Origin of the sequence: Neosynechococcus sphagnicola sy1, from assembly GCF_000775285.1 — a bacterium.
Taxonomy (GTDB): domain Bacteria; phylum Cyanobacteriota; class Cyanobacteriia; order Neosynechococcales; family Neosynechococcaceae; genus Neosynechococcus; species Neosynechococcus sphagnicola.
Genome location: NZ_JJML01000001.1, coordinates 20,675 through 40,691 on the forward strand (window position 1 = coordinate 20,675; position 20,017 = coordinate 40,691).

21 protein-coding genes and 9 pseudogenes are annotated in these 20,017 nt (G+C 48.8%); 13 read left to right on the top strand and 17 right to left on the bottom strand.

Features of this window, described 5'->3' with window-relative positions; all coding sequences use genetic code 11:
* Positions 1-11: 11 nt before the first annotated feature.
* A complete protein-coding gene (locus DO97_RS00135; RefSeq protein ID WP_052128181.1) occupies positions 12-404 on the bottom strand; it encodes an ArsR/SmtB family transcription factor in 393 nt (130 codons plus the stop codon).
* A gap of 150 nt (positions 405-554) precedes the next feature.
* Here DO97_RS00135 and DO97_RS00140 point away from each other — a divergent pair, with 150 nt between their 5' ends.
* The 5 genes and pseudogenes from DO97_RS00140 to DO97_RS00155 all read left to right on the top strand — a co-directional run bounded on the left by DO97_RS00140 (position 555) and on the right by DO97_RS00155 (position 3,419).
* Complete coding sequence (locus tag DO97_RS00140) at positions 555-911, top strand: rhodanese-like domain-containing protein (RefSeq protein ID WP_081980571.1); 357 nt, start codon at positions 555-557, stop codon at positions 909-911.
* 15 nt (positions 912-926) lie between these two features.
* Positions 927-1,142 (top strand): annotated as a pseudogene (locus DO97_RS30490) (CoA-disulfide reductase); the annotation flags it as partial.
* A gap of 110 nt (positions 1,143-1,252) precedes the next feature.
* Positions 1,253-2,155 carry a helix-turn-helix domain-containing protein gene (locus DO97_RS00145; RefSeq protein ID WP_052128185.1) on the top strand — a complete coding sequence of 301 codons (903 nt, stop codon included), beginning with the start codon at positions 1,253-1,255 and terminating at the stop codon, positions 2,153-2,155.
* Positions 2,156-2,312: 157 nt separating this feature from the next.
* Positions 2,313-2,897: a hypothetical protein gene (locus DO97_RS00150; RefSeq protein ID WP_239651308.1), complete on the top strand. Its 585-nt coding sequence runs from the start codon at positions 2,313-2,315 to the stop codon at positions 2,895-2,897.
* A gap of 63 nt (positions 2,898-2,960) precedes the next feature.
* Positions 2,961-3,419 (top strand): YybH family protein, encoded by a 459-nt coding sequence (locus tag DO97_RS00155; RefSeq protein ID WP_162182900.1) that lies wholly within the window; start codon positions 2,961-2,963, stop codon positions 3,417-3,419.
* Between the two features lie 88 nt (positions 3,420-3,507).
* Here the strand turns inward: DO97_RS00155 and DO97_RS00160 are convergent, their stop codons facing one another.
* The 4 genes and pseudogenes from DO97_RS00160 to DO97_RS00170 all read right to left on the bottom strand — a co-directional run bounded on the left by DO97_RS00160 (position 3,508) and on the right by DO97_RS00170 (position 5,050).
* Entirely contained in the window at positions 3,508-3,963 is a 456-nt protein-coding gene (locus tag DO97_RS00160; RefSeq protein WP_036530124.1) for a DUF2214 family protein, read from the bottom strand.
* Positions 3,964-3,999: 36 nt separating this feature from the next.
* Positions 4,000-4,128, bottom strand: a pseudogene (locus DO97_RS23500) (ion channel); the annotation flags it as partial.
* A 137-nt stretch (positions 4,129-4,265) separates the two neighbouring features.
* A complete protein-coding gene (gene petC / locus DO97_RS00165; RefSeq protein ID WP_036530126.1) occupies positions 4,266-4,802 on the bottom strand; it encodes a cytochrome b6-f complex iron-sulfur subunit in 537 nt (178 codons plus the stop codon).
* 35 nt (positions 4,803-4,837) lie between these two features.
* On the bottom strand, positions 4,838-5,050 hold the full coding sequence (locus tag DO97_RS00170; protein ID WP_036530128.1) for a YgaP family membrane protein: 213 nt from the start codon (positions 5,048-5,050) through the stop codon (positions 4,838-4,840).
* 479 nt (positions 5,051-5,529) lie between these two features.
* Here DO97_RS00170 and DO97_RS00175 point away from each other — a divergent pair, with 479 nt between their 5' ends.
* The 4 genes from DO97_RS00175 to DO97_RS00190 all read left to right on the top strand — a co-directional run bounded on the left by DO97_RS00175 (position 5,530) and on the right by DO97_RS00190 (position 7,760).
* Complete coding sequence (locus DO97_RS00175; protein ID WP_036530129.1) at positions 5,530-5,886, top strand: hypothetical protein; 357 nt, start codon at positions 5,530-5,532, stop codon at positions 5,884-5,886.
* A 133-nt stretch (positions 5,887-6,019) separates the two neighbouring features.
* Positions 6,020-6,643, top strand: a complete 624-nt coding sequence (locus DO97_RS00180) for a Tll0287-like domain-containing protein (RefSeq protein ID WP_036530130.1) — start codon at positions 6,020-6,022, stop codon at positions 6,641-6,643.
* A 33-nt stretch (positions 6,644-6,676) separates the two neighbouring features.
* Complete coding sequence (locus DO97_RS00185) at positions 6,677-7,201, top strand: DUF3122 domain-containing protein (protein ID WP_036530136.1); 525 nt, start codon at positions 6,677-6,679, stop codon at positions 7,199-7,201.
* 73 nt (positions 7,202-7,274) lie between these two features.
* A complete protein-coding gene (locus DO97_RS00190) occupies positions 7,275-7,760 on the top strand; it encodes a DUF4079 domain-containing protein (RefSeq protein WP_036530139.1) in 486 nt (161 codons plus the stop codon).
* Between the two features lie 32 nt (positions 7,761-7,792).
* On the opposite strand, the gene DO97_RS00195 is transcribed toward DO97_RS00190, so the two are convergent.
* The 7 genes and pseudogenes from DO97_RS00195 to DO97_RS25540 form a co-directional block, all read right to left on the bottom strand.
* On the bottom strand, positions 7,793-8,317 hold the full coding sequence (locus DO97_RS00195) for a rhodanese-like domain-containing protein (RefSeq protein ID WP_036530142.1): 525 nt from the start codon (positions 8,315-8,317) through the stop codon (positions 7,793-7,795).
* A 98-nt stretch (positions 8,318-8,415) separates the two neighbouring features.
* On the bottom strand, positions 8,416-9,510 hold the full coding sequence (locus tag DO97_RS00200; RefSeq protein WP_036530146.1) for an NAD(P)H-dependent flavin oxidoreductase: 1,095 nt from the start codon (positions 9,508-9,510) through the stop codon (positions 8,416-8,418).
* A 469-nt stretch (positions 9,511-9,979) separates the two neighbouring features.
* Complete coding sequence (locus DO97_RS00205) at positions 9,980-10,585, bottom strand: NUDIX domain-containing protein (RefSeq protein ID WP_052128187.1); 606 nt, start codon at positions 10,583-10,585, stop codon at positions 9,980-9,982.
* Entirely contained in the window at positions 10,578-11,561 is a 984-nt protein-coding gene (gene cysK / locus DO97_RS00210; RefSeq protein ID WP_036530149.1) for a cysteine synthase A, read from the bottom strand. The genes DO97_RS00205 and cysK overlap by 8 nt, the downstream gene beginning before the upstream one ends.
* 19 nt (positions 11,562-11,580) lie before the next feature.
* A complete protein-coding gene (locus DO97_RS25530; RefSeq protein WP_239651334.1) occupies positions 11,581-12,573 on the bottom strand; it encodes a 4Fe-4S binding protein in 993 nt (330 codons plus the stop codon).
* 138 nt (positions 12,574-12,711) lie between these two features.
* A pseudogene (locus tag DO97_RS27970) lies at positions 12,712-12,834 on the bottom strand (hypothetical protein); the annotation flags it as partial.
* 199 nt (positions 12,835-13,033) lie between these two features.
* Positions 13,034-14,293: pseudogene (locus DO97_RS25540) on the bottom strand (cyclic nucleotide-binding domain-containing protein); the annotation flags it as partial.
* 44 nt (positions 14,294-14,337) lie between these two features.
* Here DO97_RS25540 and DO97_RS00220 point away from each other — a divergent pair.
* Positions 14,338-14,699: pseudogene (locus tag DO97_RS00220) on the top strand (TSUP family transporter).
* Positions 14,700-14,707: 8 nt separating this feature from the next.
* Here the strand turns inward: DO97_RS00220 and DO97_RS00225 are convergent.
* From DO97_RS00225 to DO97_RS00235, 4 genes and pseudogenes are all read right to left on the bottom strand, one after another.
* Positions 14,708-15,232, bottom strand: coding sequence for an SAM-dependent methyltransferase (locus DO97_RS00225; protein ID WP_239651311.1), 525 nt, complete (start codon positions 15,230-15,232; stop codon positions 14,708-14,710).
* A gap of 254 nt (positions 15,233-15,486) precedes the next feature.
* Positions 15,487-16,166: pseudogene (locus DO97_RS30495) on the bottom strand (DsbA family oxidoreductase).
* A gap of 401 nt (positions 16,167-16,567) precedes the next feature.
* Entirely contained in the window at positions 16,568-16,717 is a 150-nt protein-coding gene (locus DO97_RS25550; protein WP_239651313.1) for a hypothetical protein, read from the bottom strand.
* Between the two features lie 58 nt (positions 16,718-16,775).
* Positions 16,776-17,111, bottom strand: a pseudogene (locus DO97_RS00235) (cytochrome d ubiquinol oxidase subunit II); the annotation flags it as partial.
* Between DO97_RS00235 and DO97_RS25555 the strand changes: the two are divergent.
* Both DO97_RS25555 and DO97_RS30500 read left to right on the top strand, forming a co-directional pair.
* Positions 17,065-17,466: pseudogene (locus DO97_RS25555) on the top strand (ISL3 family transposase). The pseudogenes DO97_RS00235 and DO97_RS25555 sit on opposite strands and share 47 nt — an antisense overlap.
* Before the next feature lie 25 nt (positions 17,467-17,491).
* A pseudogene (locus DO97_RS30500) lies at positions 17,492-17,641 on the top strand (IS30 family transposase); the annotation flags it as partial.
* Positions 17,642-17,961: 320 nt separating this feature from the next.
* Here the strand turns inward: DO97_RS30500 and DO97_RS25565 are convergent.
* On the bottom strand, positions 17,962-18,189 hold the full coding sequence (locus DO97_RS25565) for a hypothetical protein (RefSeq protein WP_239651314.1): 228 nt from the start codon (positions 18,187-18,189) through the stop codon (positions 17,962-17,964).
* Between the two features lie 16 nt (positions 18,190-18,205).
* Here DO97_RS25565 and DO97_RS00245 point away from each other — a divergent pair, with 16 nt between their 5' ends.
* Positions 18,206-19,810, top strand: coding sequence for an iron uptake porin (locus tag DO97_RS00245; RefSeq protein WP_239651315.1), 1,605 nt, complete (start codon positions 18,206-18,208; stop codon positions 19,808-19,810).
* Positions 19,811-20,017 lie beyond the last annotated feature (207 nt).

Here is a 20,017-nt window from a genome sequence, read left to right on the forward strand (position 1 = left end):
TAAGACGAGCACTATACCTCTTTGGCTCCTATTTTAGAATTCCTCCTGCCTGTCTCAACCTTTGCAGGCTTTCGCAGTCCTTCTAGTTGTTTGAGTTGTTGAGACTGCTCGGACAACCGAATTGAGAGACGATCGCCCACCAATTCACAGAGGTCAAAGATGAACGGTTCGGCAATCTCATAATAGACACTGACTCCTTGAGGTGTGCGGGAAAGAATCCCTGCCTGCGCGAGAATCTTCAAGTGCTTTGAGACATTCGCCTGCCCTAATCCGGTTTCTTCCATAATTTCGGTGACATTCTTCGAGCCTGACTTCAGGGAACACAGCACTTGCAAACGGCTGAGTTCGGACAGCACTTTAAAGTAATCGGCAACTGGAGCCAAGGCAGAAGGCGGTAGTGTCATACGTTGAGGAATGGACTTCAACTAGTTTACTACTTTAATTAAATAATTGTATTACCATATAGTAGTATAATCTAAAGAGGAATTAAGTTTGATTGCAAGATGATTTGTTCCTTTGCCATCATTTCTGCTCAACCCAAAGGAGACCCTAACATGAATTTTTTCGGCTTCAACCGTTCCCAATCGTTGCAAACCAACACCCTACAGACGATTGATGCTCAAACTCTGAAACAGTGGTTAGACCAACAAACGGTCATTCTAGTAGACGTGCGGGAAGCGGATGAGTACGCTACAGGGCATATTCCCGGAGCAACTCTGGTGCCTCTGTCTACGTTTGATCCCAAGCAAATTCCTCAGTCTCAAAATCAAAAAATCGTGCTTTATTGCCGTTCAGGACAGCGATCGACCATGGCATCCCAAAAGCTATTAAAGGCTGGCTTTTCAGAAGTGACACACTTAGAGGGTGGCATTGGTGCATGGAGGAAAGCCGGATACCCAGTTCAAGCTTGACGGAGCGACAAAGTCATGATCATAGACCGCAAACGCACCCTGATTGTCGGCGGAGTCGCTGGGGGTGCATCCTGTGTTGCCCGTGCCCGCCGCCTTTGAGAAACTGCTGAAATTATCATGTTTGAGCGAGGTTCGTTTCTCTCGTTTGCCAACTGTGGTCTGCCCTACTATGTAGGCGATGTGATTACGGACGAGAAAAAGCTCCTGGTTGCCAATGCAGACCTGTTTCGGCATTCCACTCTCGCAATTGCGCGATCGCAGTATGAGGGAGCTTAACAAGCCTTCTTTGCATCAATTCCTGCCCTAGACTATAGAAATTAACAAGTTGTGCCTCTCCTATCATGCCCACAGCAGGTAAAGTGCCACAAGTTGATATGACTCAACAGACTCACCCTGCACTCGCGGATTACCCCGTTTTGTCAAGCGATCAGTCGGGGTGGCAGGGCATCTTCTTCCACCATTATGATCATCCCGCTTATGAAAGCCCAGAGCACCAATGGAGGCAGCACATCATCGGTATTGTCGGGCGGAGTGGACACCCGGTTGAGTCCCAGCATCGATTAGAGGGACAAGTTCAGCACTGTTACTGCAAACCGGGTGAGATGCTGTTTGTCCCTGCTGGCATGCGCTATGCATCAAACTGGCAACAAGCAGGTGAATTTTCTTTGCTAGGATTTTCTTCCAGGTTCTTTGAGCAGGTCGTGCGTGAGTCAGTTCACGTTAAGCAGGTCGAACTCATTCCACACATCGGGATTAATGATCCGTTAGTGCAGCAAGTTGGACTGGCTTTGAAAGTGGATGTTGAGGCACAGCATCCCACAGGTCGAATGTTTGGTGAGGCTTTAGCAACTGGTCTAGTGATTCATCTCCTCAGGCAGTATTCAGTTTGGCGACCTCAATTAGCTTCTGACGATAAAGGTCGTTTGCCTGAGTCTCAGTTGCAAAGAGTGTTGGATTATATTCACAACCACCTCGATCAAGATGTTGCTCTAGAAGATATTGCTAACGTACTGAGTTTGAGTCAATATCATTTCTGTCGTCTATTTAAACAAGCAACGGGAGTGGCTCCCTATCAGTATTTAACTCAGCGTCGCATTGAGCGTGCCAAGCAATTATTACTAACGACTAAACTGACCATCACTGAAATCGCTTTTGCAGTGGGTTTAAGCAATCACAGTTCGTTTACCAGACTCTTCCGCCAATATGTTGGTGTATCGCCCAAGGTCTTTAGAGCATCTCAATAAAAATTTCGGCAAGATCGGCACAGTTTGAGCAAATCTAGTCAAGCTTTCAATCGCAGGCGATCGCTACACTCAGCGTATGACATGAGAACAGTCTGCTGAGGCAATTTTGCCACCTTTCGACAACGCAGCTCATGACGCGAAGTATAAGGAGCATGCAATGACAACACGTGAAATAGGCGAAGAAGTATCAAAGCCTGACATAACACCAAAACACAAGAAGCCTTTTAAACTGAGCCTTCAGCAAAAAAACTGGATTTTATCGTTTCACATTGGCTTTGCAGCCCTGTGGACTGGAACCGTTCTCAGCATGTTTTTGATTGCGCTCAGAAACAAAGATACGGCTAACGCTGACATTCTTTTTGCACTCAACTCAGCCATTAATTTACTAGATGATGTAGTTGTGATTCCGGCGGCGATCGGCTCGGTGCTTACGGCAACTATACTCTGCTGGCAGACCAACTACGGCTTTTTCAAATTCTATTGGGTGATCACGAAGTGGGTTCTGACGACTGGACTGATGATTTTCGGCACCTTCTGGTTGTTTCCGTGGGGCAATACGGCTGAAACCATTGCCTTAGCCGAGGGCTTAAATGCGTTTAAGAATCCCCTTTACTTATTTGATACAAGAGGAGTGCTCATTGGCTCACTGCTTCAGCTCTCTTTTCTCTTTGTCATCATTGCTATTTCCACCCTAAAGCCGTGGGGAAAGCGAATTTCTAAACAGTCCAAAGTAGTGCAATAAAGATATCAATCAACAATCAGTTGGAATTCTCTCATAGAATTTAGACATACAGAGATGAGGCAAATGATCGACAATCAAGCACTGCTTTTGAAAACTGTAGAAGATGCTTTGGCTGCATGGAATCGTAAGGATGTGAAAGCATTTTCTGAATACTTTACAGAAAATGCTGAATTCACAGACGTGGTTGGGCAATTAATGCCTAATCGTGCAGAGATTGAACGGTTACACACTCAACCCTTTACAACCGTTCTCAAAAAAGCTCAGTTGGAAACAAAAGAGATTAGAGTAAAAGCGATTCGATCGGATGTTGCGTCAGTCGATATCAAGTGGGAAACAACTGGACATACGAAACCGGATGGAACGCTGCTTCCATCACGATATGGTTTGTTACACCTTGTGGCTGTGGAAACGGGTGATTGCGCTATCTCTAAGCAGGAGATGTGCTCGAAATTTGCGGTTGCTCATAATGTAGACTACACGGCAACCTATAGAGCACGGGAGGCAAAAGCGGTTGCCAAATAAGTGGAATCTATCAATGAGTTGACAATTCTATCCATCGATTCGTTTCTTCTAAAAAATATTTACCGGGCTGGCACATTCCCGTAGGTGGTTAAAAGAGCCGAATTCCTCGTGCCAGAATTGCCGCGAACAGGGGGATCAGGGCAAACCCGACTAGCTCTCCCCTGATGAGCCAGGAGAGCCGTTGAATTTGCGGTAATTCTAAATCAGGAAGTTTGCTATCCCGCAATCCTTTCACCCAAGAGACAAATGAAACGGTGGGATAGAGAGACAGCAAACTGACCCCAATGAAGATCCCGACTTTGGTGTAAAATACGGGGCTGCTGAGGTAGTAATCAGTGCCTTTCCCAAAGTAGAGGACTCTCAAAATTCCGGTAATCAAAACCATCGTTGCCGACAAACCATAAATAGTATCTGCCGTAACAACTCTCCAGGCTTCTTGTAAGCTGAGATCTTTTTTCAGCGTCAAGCTTTCAACCACCAACGCTCCAAACGCCAGCATGAAGCCTAAATAATGCAAATACGCTGTAACAGCACTTCCCCACATTGGTTTCTCTCTAGCGGTATTGGTATTCAATCAGGGTCAGGGTTCTATCGGTACAACATCATGGAAATGAGTGAAGTCGATGTAGTGTTCCCCACATTTGGTTTCATGAATAATGTCCACCAATTGGTAATTCCATAAAATCTCTTGAGCCTGGTAAAGATGTCGAGCATGAACTGCTTGAGTCTAAGTCGGGCGATCGCCTAATTAGCTTGCAGTCAGAGGGGCTTTCTCCTGATTGCAGCCACATTCACTAGCTTACTGATTGGTTGAGTTTGAGGGAGTTGATGGGTGATGTGGCATTGTTAGACCCACCAAGGCTTTTCCCCAGTCCGTGGATCGGTTTCTGTCCAGGGTGAGATCAAAATGCTGTTGTCGATGACGGCAATATGGAAGATTTTGAGCGGGAGGGGAGCCGGTCCCCGGACTACGGTTCCATCTGGTGCATAGCGAGAACCGTGACAGGGGCATTGGAACTGTTGATCGTTTGGGTTCCAGGGAAAAGTACAGCCTAAGTGAGTACAGTTATCCAGTATCCCAATGCTGTCTAGGGTGTGATCTTCCTTAACGATTAAGTACGTGGGTTCACCGCCCACACCTGCAACTAGCGCGCGGCTTCCTGGTTCCTCTGCGAGAATTTGTGTGGCTGGGATGGGATTACCCAGAATATCTTTGGCAACAATGGCTCCTCCTGCCCCTGTTTTTTCGACCGGAGGAATGAAGAATTTGCCAGCCACATAGAGCGCAGAGCCTGCGGTGGCAGCAACAGTAGCTCCAGTAATAAAGTTGAGGAGTTGCCGCCGGGATAGGGATGGACTTTCGATCTGAAGACTAGTGTCCATGAAGGATCTCCTTAAGTGTTGATGAGTGCATCCCTTTAAAGTTGCTCACTGATCTGGTTGGTATGAATTCCCAGAAGGCGATAAAGACCGCAAAAGCCGATCAGCGCCGTCACCAGTAAGACACCACCCGCAACCACTAGCCCGATGCCCAGGGTAGAACCACTGTAGAGGAACAGTCCCAAATAAAACAGCACCAAAGCCAACAGTAAGCGGATCAGGCGATCGATGGAACCCACATTCGTTTTCATAGCTGAAATCTCCATTGTTGAGCGGATTGCAAAAACCTTGGTGCAGTGATGCAAGTAGCGACTCCCAAGGCGATCGCAAGTTTTTGTAACTTTACCTTTATATTATAGCTAATTGGTTATAGAATTGTAAAGCAATATTTAATGTACGATACGTGCTCCGCACAGGCGACCCAGCGCTTCCAACATAACTGTTATGAGAAGAAGATGGGCGATCGTCTAGTGACTAGCTAGAGGATTGACTTGAAAATCCTTCTCACTTGTTTTATGAATCATTTTTTTCTCTTGCGTTTTGTGCCGTAGTCATTCAATTCATACAAGAATTCAACTAACAGGCTATCAGGATAATAAAGGAGACTAGAGTTATGAATTTACTCAAGCAATTTTCCCATTTCAGTTATGGAGTTCGTCATTAGGCTTAGAAGCGAGAGCTAAGACAATCACCCCAAGATATTGAATAAAAACCACAAAGGACTATTGCAATGAGCACCCAAAATGATTTCCAAGATTCTATCCCGCAATATGACGCGCACATCATTCCGGCTGAATCTGCCGCCCGTCAGGATCGAGAAGGTAAGGATTTTTGGCATACCTCCCATGTCGAAGCTAGTGGCGAATTGAGCGAAGTAACAGAGGGCTACACGGTCGATAAAGAGGGCTTGCTCAATAACTACGCGATCGAGCCAGAAATGTACGTCAATGTTCCTGGCGATATGCGAGACCAAACGGCGCAGGAACAAGCAGAATATGCCCACCAGTTGCAGGAATTGTCTGAGGATGAGGGCGGTAAATTGACCGCGGAACATGATTGGCGACACAAAGGTCCAGGCTTGATTTAGCTCGCATTAAAAATCAGCGTAGTCGGTCATTGAAACGGTTGCCCTACGTTGATTCTTTCCCTATCCTCGCGCTTCTGTTGAGATCAGCCTGATTGCAGGATGACGATCCAATTCATCTGAAAAGGAGGAACCGATGCAAACGTTATACCAGTGTGTTCTGAGCCTTGTTCTGATCATCAGTGTCAGCCTAGTGTCGATCTGTTGGCATCCAGCGACTGCCTCAGCCGCTCCAGTCATTCCTCATCCAAACGATTTGGCACAGGCTGTCCAAGAAATTGAATCCCTGGATGCTATGCGTACTGGGCTAGCCTCTTCTCTGGAAGGCAGTACCGAAGCACCCACGATGCAAACGATGAAAGAAGTCTGTCGTCCGGTCGGAATGCGAGCTATCCAACTCAGCCAAGAGAACGGCTGGCAGGTCAAACAGATTGCTAAGAAATATCGCAATCCAGACCACGCCCCAGGCAACTTGCACGACCAAATTGCGTTGGCAAAATTTAACCAAGAGCCAGAGCTGATTGGTTTTTGGGATCGAGAAACCCTGGATCAACAGATAGGAACCCGCTACTACCGCCGCATTGATGTGGAAGCCAGTTGCCTCGCCTGTCATGGTTTAAAGGATCGCCGCCCGCAGTTTGTCAAAGATGGCTACCCTCAAGATTTAGCGTATAACTTCCAGGTTGGCGACTTGCGAGGTATGTATGCCGTTTTCATTCCCGATGATATGCAAAAAGCAATGCAAAAAGCTGTTAATTAATGATGATTTCAATTAATTCAAGGAAGAGTGCAAATGAAAACTGTTTTACGTTTGATCGGATCAACCTTCATACTCGCAATGCTAGTCTGGGCGCTCACGATTAATCTGGCGATCGCCCCGTCTCAAGCTGCTATTCGCCAGTTAGAAGAAGCCCCAGGGCAGATGGTCTACCAGTCTCGCCAAACCCTCAAAGATCAGCAGGGCGGTAGTTGGCAAGCGATCGCCTTCAAGCGCATTCGCCCCGATGACACAGCCGTGATCTACTTGCGTCTCGTTGGGTTTCCAGGCACCGCAGAAATTGATCATTCGCAGCCGTTAACGCTCACCGACTCAATGGGCAAAACGTTGACCGCCGCAGATGTATCCCACGATATGTTTACGGATAAAGCCCAGATGGAACCTGATGTCGGACAGTATGATCTACAGCCGATCTTGATGCAGCTAGAGTTAGCGATGCCGCTACGGCTCACCCTTGCCACCCTCGACCAGCCAGAGATCATCCTCAATGTTTCTCCTGATGTGGTTGGAGAATGGCAATCGCTGACTGTTCAGAAGTAGATATTCTATAGCTAAAAAGTTATAGAATGATGAACTGATTTTAAGATATATAAATACTTTGGAGATAAGCATCATGAGTTCAGACAGTCTAGCCGCTCTCAAGCCCTATCTCAGTTTCTTCCACCCGATTACGATGTGGATCTTGTTGGTGGTTGCGCTCTACGCGATGTATTTGGGTGTGCAAGTTCGGCGGGCGCGGTTGGCAGACGGCGAACTCAAGAAAGAACTGGTGAAGGGTCGGTTCGCGATTCGCCATCACCAAATTGGCTCCATCCTCCTGGCACTGATGGTGATAGGAGCGATCGGAGGCATCACCGTGACTTACCTCAACAACGGCAAAATTGTGATTGGTCCCCACCTGTTTGCAGGGTTAGGAATGGTGGGGTTGGTTTCCACGTCTGCGGCGTTGGTGCCCTTTATGCAAAAGCATGACTGGGTTCGCAGCATCCACGTTTCATTAAACCTGATTCTGCTGGGACTATTTGGCTGGCAAGCCGTGACAGGTGTGCAAATTGTACAAAAGATTGTCAGCAAGATGATGACGAATGGTGTAGGTTGACTACCCGCTTATCCTTTCCGAGTCTCCCACGGTCAGGCTTTAGCGATCGCCTCTCCGGCGGTTTTCCAGCCTGCAAAACTTGGCGGAAAACCCCGGACATTATCATAGCCGAACAGGTGTAAGGTCATTACTCCCATTGCCGATCGATAGCCCGTTGAGCAGTACAACACTACGGGGCGATCGCGCGGGACTTTATCCAGATTATGAGTTAAGGTTCGGAGCGGAATGTTGATGGCATCAGGAATATGTCCAGACTGATATTCAGATGGTTCACGCACATCTACTAACAGGGGCTGATCGTTCTCCAACAGACTTTTTAAGCCTTCGACATTGGCGATCGTGTAATAGCCTGCTGGCATTGCTGTGAGAAAGTGATCGACTCCTGATTCTAGAGTTAGGACTGCTTCAGGCAGAGTTTGTATCCGTTCCTGAGAGACCGATCCAGCCGCCGCGTTGAGCGTTGCTGCCATGATCGGGGTTTGCCCAGCACCAAACAAAAGACAAACCCAGAGGGCGAATCCCAGCACTATCGTCTGAATTGACTGCTTGAATCGCATCGATTGATCCCAAAACGGGTCTTTCTCATTATCCCACCCTTTTATCATTTCACCCGCTGTTATCGGGTTGCAACTCCAGCAGGATGAGAGCTGACAATTCAGGCAACTAACTCTGCCATCAGCTCAGCAACGGGCATCATGTGTTTGGCACGTCCAGCATTGCTACCCGAAAAAATCAGCCCATTTTCGATATCCCCCCGTGCGGCTTTATCCAAGGCTTGAACAATGCAGTAGTATTGCTGTTCATCGCGGCATTTGCAGGCATGGAGACAATTGAACAAACACCGTTTTTCCAAATCAGGGGAACCTGCGATCGCCTTCTCCACGAACGCATTGCGTAACGCTCGTCCTGGCATTCCGACTGGGCTGGAAATAATCACCACATCGTCTGGTTTGGCATGGAGATGAAACTCTTTGTAACGGATAACGGCATCACATTCATCGGTAGTGATGAAACGAGTGCCAATCTGTACGCCGCTAGCTCCTAAGGCCAGCATCCGATCAATATCGGCACGATCCCACACCCCGCCAGCCGCAATCACTGGAATAGCTTGACCGACTTTTTGTTGGAGATAGGCTACCAATTCTGGGATGACATGTTCAGCCTCTAAAGCGCGATCGCCCAGTTCATCTAATTTAGCCCCCAGATGCCCTCCTGCCGAGTTGGGATTTTCCACCACAAACGCATCCGGCAGCCGTCCGTATTGCCGCTCCCACTTGCGGCACATAATGCGCGCCGCACGAGTACTGGAGACGATCGGCACCAGTGCCACTTCTGGATGTGCTGCGGCATATTCCGGCAATGGCAGCGGCAAGCCTGCGCCTGAAATAATCAGATTGACCCCTTCTTCAGCCGCTGTCCGCACCAACGTTTCATAATCTTGGGCAACGACCATCGCATTGATGCCCAGAATCCCATTCGGGCTTAACGTTCGTGCTTTTCTAATTTCATCAATCAACGCCAGCCGATTGGCCTCAAAAAACTGCTCCCTACGTTTGCGAGCATTCGGCTGGGTGATATCAAAGTAGGGTGAGTTTAGTCCTAGAGCAACAGCGGATATGATGCCAATCCCACCTGCATTGGCAACGGCAGCGGCAAGCTGTGCTCCAGAGATGCGGATGCCCATGCCTCCCTGAATGATAGGATAGCGGGCACGATGTTGACCAATTTGAAGCGATGGTAATGATGGCATACAGGTATGAGTTTAGTCCTGAAGGGGCATAGGCATCAATAGCGACAACAGACAGTCGCTGGTTAGCACGGCTGAGCTACTGAAACTACTAGTGGCTTGAAAGGCAAAACAGGGCTTTGAACTCTAGATCGCCTACTGACAATTATATAATCATACAGTTATAAAATAACGTGCAGAGGTGCTTGCGTTGGTACTGGACTGCTAATGAATGATGAAACCAGTAAACCCTTTGTGAACAGCCATTTCAGGGATTCGAGCTTTGATCGCCTGAAATCTTTGTCTGGCAGGATTTTCAGATATAGCGTTTCCGGTTCCCGTGAGGTACAAACTAGAGGCTTAAACCCTACCCTGTGTCGTCCTACCTGTACCTCATCCGACGAAGAACCGCTATAGTTATCCTCCTTTTAGAAACCAGTGCCGTTACCAGACGTTATGAGATCATTCAAATTGCTCAAGCATCGGGAGCGCTTCAAAACTCGCATTGCTCAGAGTTTTGAACAGTTATTACTGGCTGAAAAGACAAGTTCGGCATTGCCCATTCCAGTAGCACGGCACGACACTGCAAGCAGTTGAGGTTTTGAAGCAACTGATGAACGCCTGCGGCACTGACGGGGTAAGTGGTTGCAATAGTGTTGGGCAGGGGGGGTGAGAGGCTATGGATATGAGCTACGAAACCATACAGTTTCTGGTTGGAAAAGGAACTGTTTACTGCCCAACCTTCGGTATTTAAAGGAATTAATTGAGTGATATTCGCTGCTTCAATCCCTAATTCTCGCTTTAAGGTTGCGATCGCTGCCTGTTCAGGCGTTTGTTCCTCTAACACTCGACCACCTGGAAAATCCAATGTCACCTGCCCAAGTCCAGGACGATAGCTTGGAGGCGGAAGCAAAAATTGACCGTCCTGAATCGGCAAAACAATCACGGAATCTGCCTTCTCAATCCGCCAGTATTCCAGGATCTCCCCCTGATGGTCTTGTAGGTGTTCGCCAATCAACGTCATCCAACGCGAATGCAGTTCCAAGAAGCGATCGCGCACTCGCCAGGGTTGCTCAGGGTTAAGCTGCCTTTTAGCCATGACTCAAGGCAGCGGGAGGTTTTTGTGAAGCATTCTCTGTGCTAATTTCGTGCCACATTGCCGTGCTGAGATAGCGTTCTCCTGCACTGGGTTGAATGATCACAATCCGTTGATCCTGGTAGTGCGATCGCTGCCCGATGTGTAACCCCACATAAACCGCTGCACCCGTTGAAATACCGCTCATGATGCCTTCTACTTGCGCCAATTGTCGTCCTGTCTCATAGGCGTGCGCTTCGGTAACGATGACAATTTCATCAATCAAATCCACTCGCAAGACATCTGGTATAAACCCTGCACCAATGCCTTGTAAATTATGTTCGCCCGCAGGCTTGCCACTCAGCACCGCACTGTTTGCAGGTTCAACCGCAACAATTTGGAGGCTGGGATTTTGTTGTTTGAGATAGCGTCCAGCGCCCGTGAGAGTACCGCCCGTCCCCACCCCCAATACCAATGCAGCGAGTTGTCCCTCAGTGTCCTGCCAGATTTCGGGTCCAGTGGTGTCGTAATGGATTTTGGGATTGGCAGGATTGCTGAACTGATGGGGTGAAAAGGCGTGGGGCAGTGTGGTGAGTAGCCGACTTGCATAGGCGATCGCCCCTTGCATATCATCGGCGGCGGGAGTCAAGATGATCTCTGCTCCATACGCCTGCACAATTTGCCGTCGTTCCTGGCTCATATTGTCTGGCATCGTCAAAATCAGGCGATAGCCCCTGGCGGCACATACCATCGCTAACCCAATGCCCGTATTCCCGGAAGTTGCCTCCACGATCGTCGAAATTCCGGGTTGAATCAGTCCGGCTCGTTCTGCTTCAAGCATCATGCTGACAGCAATCCGATCTTTGACGGACTTGGCCGGATTCATGCCTTCTAGCTTCAGCACAATTTCGGCGACACAGCCAAACTGCTGGGGTAAGCGTTGGAGCTTGACCAGTGGTGTGTGACCAGTGATTTCAGTAATGTTTTTATAAATGTTCATAAAGTAAACCGAGAAGCCCTCAAATAATGAGCCAGAAACTCGTCACCGTCAGTCCGGCGATTAACAGTAAATGAGGCAGATTGCTGAGCAAGGTGCACTTGGTAATACGTAACAGTGGGTAGACACTAAAAATCAGAGCGGAGAGCAGCGTGACTCCTTGAAGGAAAGCGGCAACATCAGCACTCCAGGTGAGAGTCGGTAAGCCCGTGCCGCTGAAGCCCAGGGTTCGCGCCAGGACAGGCAGAATTTGACCCGCTTCTGTGACTGCCGATGGGATATAGTGCGCCAGGTTTGCGGCCAGGGTAAAGGGCAGATAGGCGTAGATGAGGGTGAGATAGGTGGGTTGTTCGGGATCAAGCAGGCGAGCGATCGCATGGGTGCCATAGGTCAGCACGGCTGGGATACTCAGGAGTGCCAGGGCGATCGGCGTACTGGTCAGTAGATGGTCAGCATCAAGGGGAACATCGTGGAAGCCTAGCCAGCCTAAAAGCCGTTGGGCATGGTGCATAAATACCCCACCAAACAACAGCAAGAGGAGCGCGACTTCTGCCCAAAAGCCCCGGTGATGATCCAGTAAGTCTGATGTGGGAAACCGTAGGTTTAACTGCACCGATCGATGAGGACAGGCTTTGAGACAGGTCATACACAGCACACAGTCTCGGTTGTCCGGCAATTGCGCGGGATGCGAATAGAGCGGACAGCCGCCCGTTGCCTGTCCTTCCGTCGGCAGGGCATCGGCAAAGGTAACAGGGGTGGCGCTACTGCCTTTATAGCAACCAAAAGTGCTGCACTGACTCCCACACACCTGTTGAGTCGATCGCAACTCCACCATTGCCAGTTTGGCAAACATCCCGTTCATACCGCCGATCGGGCAGAGATAGCGACACCAGAGCCGCCGTTCATAAATTAGGCTAAAAATCACCGCTCCGGCTGTAATCGCCAGGAGCAACCAGGCAGAAAGGACGGCATGGTGCGGCAAATCCCAGAGCTTTTCCCACAAATAAATGGCCACAAAGCCACCAAACAAGATCCAGGCTCCCCAGCGATTGAGCCATTGGGTATTCCAGGTGAGTTGCTGACGTGGAAACAGCCACAGGGAGAATCGGCGAAGCCATTCGGCTGTGATCATGAAGGGGCAAACGGCACACCAGAGCCGCCCGACAAAGACGAAGAGAAACAGATAACCGGGCCACCACCACGCCCAAAAGAGATTGAGCGTCACACTGCTGTCTCGTGCTTGGGGACCAATAAATCCAGCGATCGTGACGGGCACAAAAAACTGCCATCATCACCATCCAGATGCCCTCTGGATACCAGCGACTCAGCAGCACTTGCCGCAGCCCGGTTACATGGGTGAGCAAATCCACTCGGAAGGCGTTCTTCGCAGACTGCACCGACCACAGGGCTTGTTCTGCAAGCACAACTTGTCCTGGTGGGGTCATGATCACCGCCCGATGCAAAATTTCTGCTAATTCTGTGAGGTTGCCCGGATAGTCATAGCTCAGCAAGCGCCGCAGATCCGACTGATCCAGGTCTAGCAATGGACGATTTTGTGCCTGACAGAACCGGGCTAGAAAGTAACGGGCAAACGCTGGAATATCTGCCTTGCGCTGGGGCAAGCTAAACAGCTTGATGGGAATGGCATCTACCGCTGGCAACTCTAGTTTGTCCGGCGCAGCAAGAATTAAGCGAACCCAGGACTGAACCGGCTTGGGAGGCTCGGTTGTCAGAGTGCTGGAACTACTCAGCCCATGATTTGGCAGGACACCCCCCGTTTTGCAGTAGTCGGTCAGGCGGGCGCGATCGCCCTTGCTCAACACCTGAATATTATTCAACAGTAGGGTTCCCCGCTCTAACAGTGCGAGGATGCCCGATTGTCCGCCGACTCTACCAAATAAAGCGTCAGTATTGAGCCTACCATCCTCTGTTCGAGGCAACCTGGCACAATCTAGCTCAGTAAACGGCTGGTCTGCGATGCCAGAACGGGCATGGATCAGCCCTGCCAGAAAGGTTTTTCCAGTTCCTGGTTGGGCTTGAAACAAAACAGGTTTCAGAGTAGCGGCGGCTTGATCAACTTGTTCCACCAGCTTTTGACTGGCTTTGCTGTCGCCCAGGATCATCTCTCCGGTTGGAACCGCTTGAATGTAAGCTTGTAAGCCTTGAATCCGGCGTTGTTCTTGAGCAATGCGGGCACTGAAGGCGTTTAAGTCTTGCGCTAACAGGGCGTTGAATAGATGTTCAAGCTCGCTAGACTGCTGCATCAACTGACGAAATTGAGCCTTGGGTAAAAACCAGATTTCACTAGCCGTGAGGGCGATCGCCTGCGTCTGGTGCCTGCTGTTTTCAGGGTTTGCCATCAATGACACATAGCCGAACAGCTCTCCAGCACTGCGATAGCGAATCAGAGATTTGCCAATCGGAGACAGTCGAGCAATCTCGACTGCGCCCCACTTCAGCAGGTATAGCCCAATATTTTTTTGTCCTTCCCGGTAGATCGGTGTTTGGGGTTCGACGCGAAAGCACTGTAAGGACTGGGCGATCGCGGTTAATAGTTGTGCTGGAAGCTGTCCCCAAAGCCGATGAAAACTTAACCACTGGCTACATTCCAGTACCATCTGCTCATTGGAAGGTGCCATGCTTGTGCTACCCGTTCCCAGCGGCAATAATGACTCTGGAGTGACCAGAACTGACTCAGGCTGAAGACCATTGGTCAAAATCACTCCAGAATCCATAATGCCTCTTGTGGCGATTCATCCAATCACAGGCGCTTTTACCTATGACCCACATTTTACTGTACTTACTCTTAGGGCTTACGGCAGGTGTTGTGAGCGGTTTAATTGGCATCGGTGGGGAGTCGTGATCGTCCCGATTTTGATTTTTGGGTTTGGCTTATCCCAACACGAAGCCCAGGGCACAACTCTGGCCATGTTAGTCCCCCCGGTTGGCTTACTGGCGGCATGGACTTACTACAAGCAAGGATCTGTGAATTTTCAGATTGCCGCTCTCTTGTGTGCTGGTTTTTTCTTAGGTGGGTTGCTGGGTGCAAAGCTGGCGACTGGTCTCTCGAATGTGCTTCTAGAAAAGGTGTTTGGCGTTGCGATGCTGGCGATCGCACTCAAGATGATCTTTGCTCGATAAGCTAACAATTATGCTTTCACAGCGACCACCTGCACGACTGCGCTACGCCCCCGATGAAATAACCCTTCCTGGATATCTCGCTCCAGTTCAACAGCATGCTTGAACTCCAATCCTTTCAGTTCTTGCTGGAGGGTTGCCAGTTCCATTGTCAATTCAGCAGTGGGCGGTCCCCCTGTTTTGAATGCCAGTTGACGGGGCGTGTAGGCTTCTAGCACAAACACCCCAACCGATCTCAGTCCAGTCACCACTTGCCGATGGACATGAGCGCGGATGGTGGGTGGCAAGTGGCAGAAGATCGAGACGATCGCATCCCAGTCATCAGGTTGAATGGGGAACTCAGCCAGATCTGCCACGACTGTTTCGATCGCTACAGAACGCTCTGCTGCAAGTTTTTGAGCTTTCTCCAATCCGATAGGAGAGGCATCAACGGCTGTAACCTGACATCCTTGCTGTGCCAGATACACCCCATTCCTGCCTTCCCCATCTGCCAGACAGAGAACCCGCCCTTTGGGAATTTGCTGAACCACTGACACTAGAAAATCATTTGGGCTCTTGCCATACACATACTCAGAGGATGTTTTAAAAGTCTTTCAGGGTGTGTTTCACCACCCTAGCTACCTAGAAGCTAATACGAGAGAATCAGGGTTCCAGGGTTTGCGATCGCGCCTCTGAGTTGTATTTGAGGCTAAAGCCTACCCTTTTAAAACATCCTCTCAGCTTGGCTGTATCGTTCATTCCACATAGGTTACGTTGCGAATTGGGATAACGAGATGACGAGTCGTATTTATTAACACCAGGATTGCTCATCAGGAGGATTGTGCAGCAATTCTCGAATATTCGCTTCGATGACCCGGTAGCCCACATTGCCGTTGAGCCGTTGCCGTCCCTCATTAAAAAATCAACGTGGGGCTGACAGACACCGTATGCTCCTTCACCAAGTCAAGGTCTTTAGAGAGTTGAGCGTATGCCTCACCAGTATCAATCTGCTCCTGAATCGCGGCGATCGGCAGTCCAAGCTCTTTGGCAATGCCAAATTGTACCTTGCGGTCAGAAACATTCGCCAGTTTTGTTAAAAAACGCCTCCCGAAAGGCCCAGGTTGCTTTTTCAAACACTTTCTCTGCTTTTGGAACGATACCCTTCATCTCCAGTAGTTGAATGGCATGGAGAAACAAATGACAGGATGACGAGGAGGGTGGTATCACATCAGTCCAGATATCGGGATGAACGGTGATGTGATCAAACTTTTTCACGACTGCGTGAACGTGGTCACTATAGCCTTGGAAGCCACCCTTATCGCGCCAACGATTCTCCAGCTTTTCACGGGCATCGCCAAAGACCGGGACGAAATGTGGCGCGATCGCAATCTTGTCTTGAAAGTTAGTTTGCAGCTCATCCAGGCGAATTTGAGCGATATAGGCCCAAACGCAAAGAACATCGGAAAAATAGGAAATATGAATGGGTTCCATGAGGTTTTGAGGGTAGGAGAGCGGATGGGTGAGTGGGGGAGTGGATGTGATGACAAACGACTGAAACCCACCCACCACTAAGGCATAAATCAGCACCAGCACCACCGCAAAGGCGATGCCCAAATCGCGGAAAACCTCATAGGTGACTTGCCATTCACCATCCCACTTGATCGCGTAAGTTTCAGTGGTTGGGGGTTGTTCCGTCAGGTAGGTCTGAACCTTAGTGCCAGTGGTCGGAACGAGTTTATCGATCTGGGGTTGCAGGTTAAGCATGGCATAGACCGCACTTTCTACTCTGCCCGAAACGTCACCCAGGATATAGACAACGGGCTGCAAGTTTTTATGATAAATACTGGTGTCTGCCGTCGTCGTTTCCGTTTTCACCAAGGCACTCAAAGGGACTAAATTACCATCGGTTCCTTTGAGTCGGTCTGCGGTGCTTCCACATACCAGTCTACATCGACGACCCCATCGGTTGACTGATACAACTGGCGAATTTTGGTAGCGAGGTCAATCTGTCCTTGATAGTTGGGACCATACACTTCAGTCACCAGCGTTTGTAGCACTGGAGATCCAGGAGGAATTTCGGCAACCTGAATCCGGGCACTGTAGCGATCGCCAGTCTAACCAATCCCAGGTGGAGCCGATAAAGTGACCTGCCTCATTAACCGTGATCCCTTCAATCACACTACCAAGCGCAAAGCCTTGTCCCAGTGCCGCCATAAAGCTGCCTGCCCCGAAGGCAAAGTTCCAAAGAAATTTGCCTTCGGAATGTTCTCGAAATTCAAATGCCACCGCCCGAAAAATCAGCCAGAAAATCATCATGAAAATCGGGATATACAGGGCATTGAGAATTGTGGCATAGGCGAGGGGAAACGCCCCAAACAAGGCTTCCATCATTAGCACCAACCAGGTTTCATTCGCATCCCAGAAGAATGACAAGGATTTAACGGATGAAGAAAAGTCAAAGTTAGAACAGCATCTGTCTAGAGCAAAGCGATTAGCAAAAGCCTATGAATGGAAAGAAGAATTTCGTGCTATTTATGAGCAGTCATTGACCGTTGAGGAGGGGAAGTATCAGTTCCAATAGTGGTTAGGTAAAGCCCGCGAAGTTTAAAGTGAAGTGATTACAACAATTCGCAATCATTTAGATGGGATTAGCAATTATTTTCGGAATCGAACGACGAGCGGAGCAATGGAAGGAATCAATAATCGCATTAAGTTGATTAAACGGCAAGCTTATGGCTTTGTGAATTTCAACAATTTTCGAGAAAGGCTATTAGCTTGCTTCTCTGATTAGAAAAAATTATCACCATATTAACGAGAGAGCCACGAATTTCAACATTGTCAAGCCAGAATATCTAGAAAAAGTAGTAGACATAATTAATAATCGTCCCCGAAAAACACTGAGCTATCGTACTCCATTTGAGGTATTCTATTCTTGTATATCAGACATTGATACACTTCAAATTTGAACTGGCGATGTTATCTTTCTTCCAAAGTAGGATGCCCCAATGTATTTTCCTATGCAAGGAGTAAGAAAAACAAATAATGAAAGATAAAGCTTTTAAGTTATATTTCTAAGACTAACAATTCTTCTAGTTCTGATAGTCCAATTCATAGCACTCAATCTTTGCTCTGTTTGGGCTAAGTTCATCATCGGAATTACAGGAATAATCTGCGGTTTCGCCTTTGTCGATGGTTTGACAGAGGCAAAGACTCTGCTGGTCAATTTCGGTAAAGGTTTTTTTTATTGAGTTAAGAGTGATGAGGAGGTTTGAGTGATTCAATTTCGTTATTCGATGATGAATGTTTTTTGGATGCTGTGTTTGCTGCTAGGAGTAGGATATTCACTACCGAAATCATCTGCCGCTGAAGTCAAGCATTCTACCCCAAGCTTGACTCGCTCATCTTCAGATTCTCCTGAGACGACTTCAGAAGTCTCAGGATTATCAACTTCATCTCCAGTCACTGCTGTTGAGGATCTAGAAGGGGTTTCAACTGAATCTAACCAGCCTGACAAGCACGGCTCTAAGGCAATGGCTCAGGTCACCTCGGTCTCCCAGTTGTCAGATGTGCAGCCAACTGATTGGGCGTTTCAAGCACTGCAATCTTTAGTGGAGCGCTATGGTTGCATTGCAGGCTATCCCGACAGCACCTATCGCGGCCAGCGGGCCTTGACTCGTTATGAGTTTGCCGCTGGTCTAAATGCCTGTATGCAGCGCATCGAAGAATTACTGTCAGCAACCACCTCGCCCTTGTTGACCAAGGAAGAGCTACTAGTTTTGCAAAAACTGCAAGAGGAATTTGCAGCAGAACTGGTGACGATGAGAGGGCGCGTAGATACGCTTGAAGCTCGGACTACACAGCTGGAAGCCCAACAATTCTCGACAACAACCAAGTTGAATGGAGAGGCAATTTTTGCTGTGGTGGGAGGCTCAGGTGGGGAACCTCGCAGCCGGACACCTGCTGGAGAAGATCCCCAACCCATTATGGTTAACCGGGTGCGCCTGAATTTGGTGTCTAGCTTCACGGGTAAGGATTTGTTGATTACCGGCTTGCAGTCTTACAACTTCAGCAGTGTGATTGCCGGAGGCAGTTCTGTCCAGGAAGTCTTATTTCCCAATGCTGGTTCGCCTTTAAGTGAAGGCAACACAAAGCTCAACTTTGAGCCCCAGTTTCCTGGCTTTAATCCCCAGAACTTGACATCGAGCTGTGGGGGAAATGATGTTTGCCTGTATAAGCTGCTCTATATTTTCCCCGTTGCTAAAAAGCTCACCTTGTTTGCTGCACCACTGGCCGAAGTGTCTGATGCCTTTCCAACGCTGCTTCCTTGGGCTAGTGAAGGACAGGGGGCGATTTCTCGATTTGTCGCACTTAACCCGGTTCTGCGGGTTTCTGGTGGAACGTCTGGAACAGGATTGGCTTCTGCAGCTGGCTTTATCTTCATTCCTACGCCCAAGGTTGACTGGCGAGCCCTATACGGTAGTGTGAATGCTCCTATCCCTGCCAATGGCCCCTTCCCAGAAAATGTTTTAGGAGCAGGGCTTTTTAATGGCAGTTTTGTTGCTTCTACTCAGTTAACCCTGAAGCCAGCTAAAACTCTGGATATTGGGCTGAACTACGCCTATAGCTATCATCAGGTCAATATTTTGGGCATGGGACTGGCAGGTCTCTCAACAGGATCCCTAGCCGGCCTACCCATTACAACTCCAGTACACCTCAACTCTGTTGGTGCTACATTAACGTGGCGATTCCATCCCAAAGTATCCTTGGCCACCTATGGTGCTTACATCATGGTAAATAACGCGGCTGGAGACGGTTATACAAACTTTACTAGCTGGCTGCTGGGCTTCTACTTCCCAGATGCACTTGTGAAAGGAAATACCGCTGCGATTATGTTTGGGCAACCCTTGTATCGAGTTGCTGCTGGTGGTGGGGCATCTCTTACTCCGTCGAATAGCTTTACTGGCGGTCCCTCAATTAATCGGGCAACCCCTTACCAGGTGGAGGCTTACTATAACATTCGTCTGAATGATTACATTAGTGTCACTCCAGGTGCCTTTGTCATTTTCAATCCGGAAGGAGATTCCAATAACCTGACAACCGGTGTAGCTGTTATTCGGACTACCTTTACGTTTTAAGTACGAGCATCCCCAAAAAGCCCCTCACTCTTAGAGGGTGCTTTAAAAGTCGGTTAGTCAGTTAAAAAAGCTCACTCAGTGTAAGCTGCGAATATGTCGTACACAGCACTGAGAGAGCGTCATGAGTAAAGCTTACCCCAGTAATTTGTCTCAAGCCCAATTTGAACTACTCAACGACTTGATACCCTTCAGGAGTGACCAGTATTC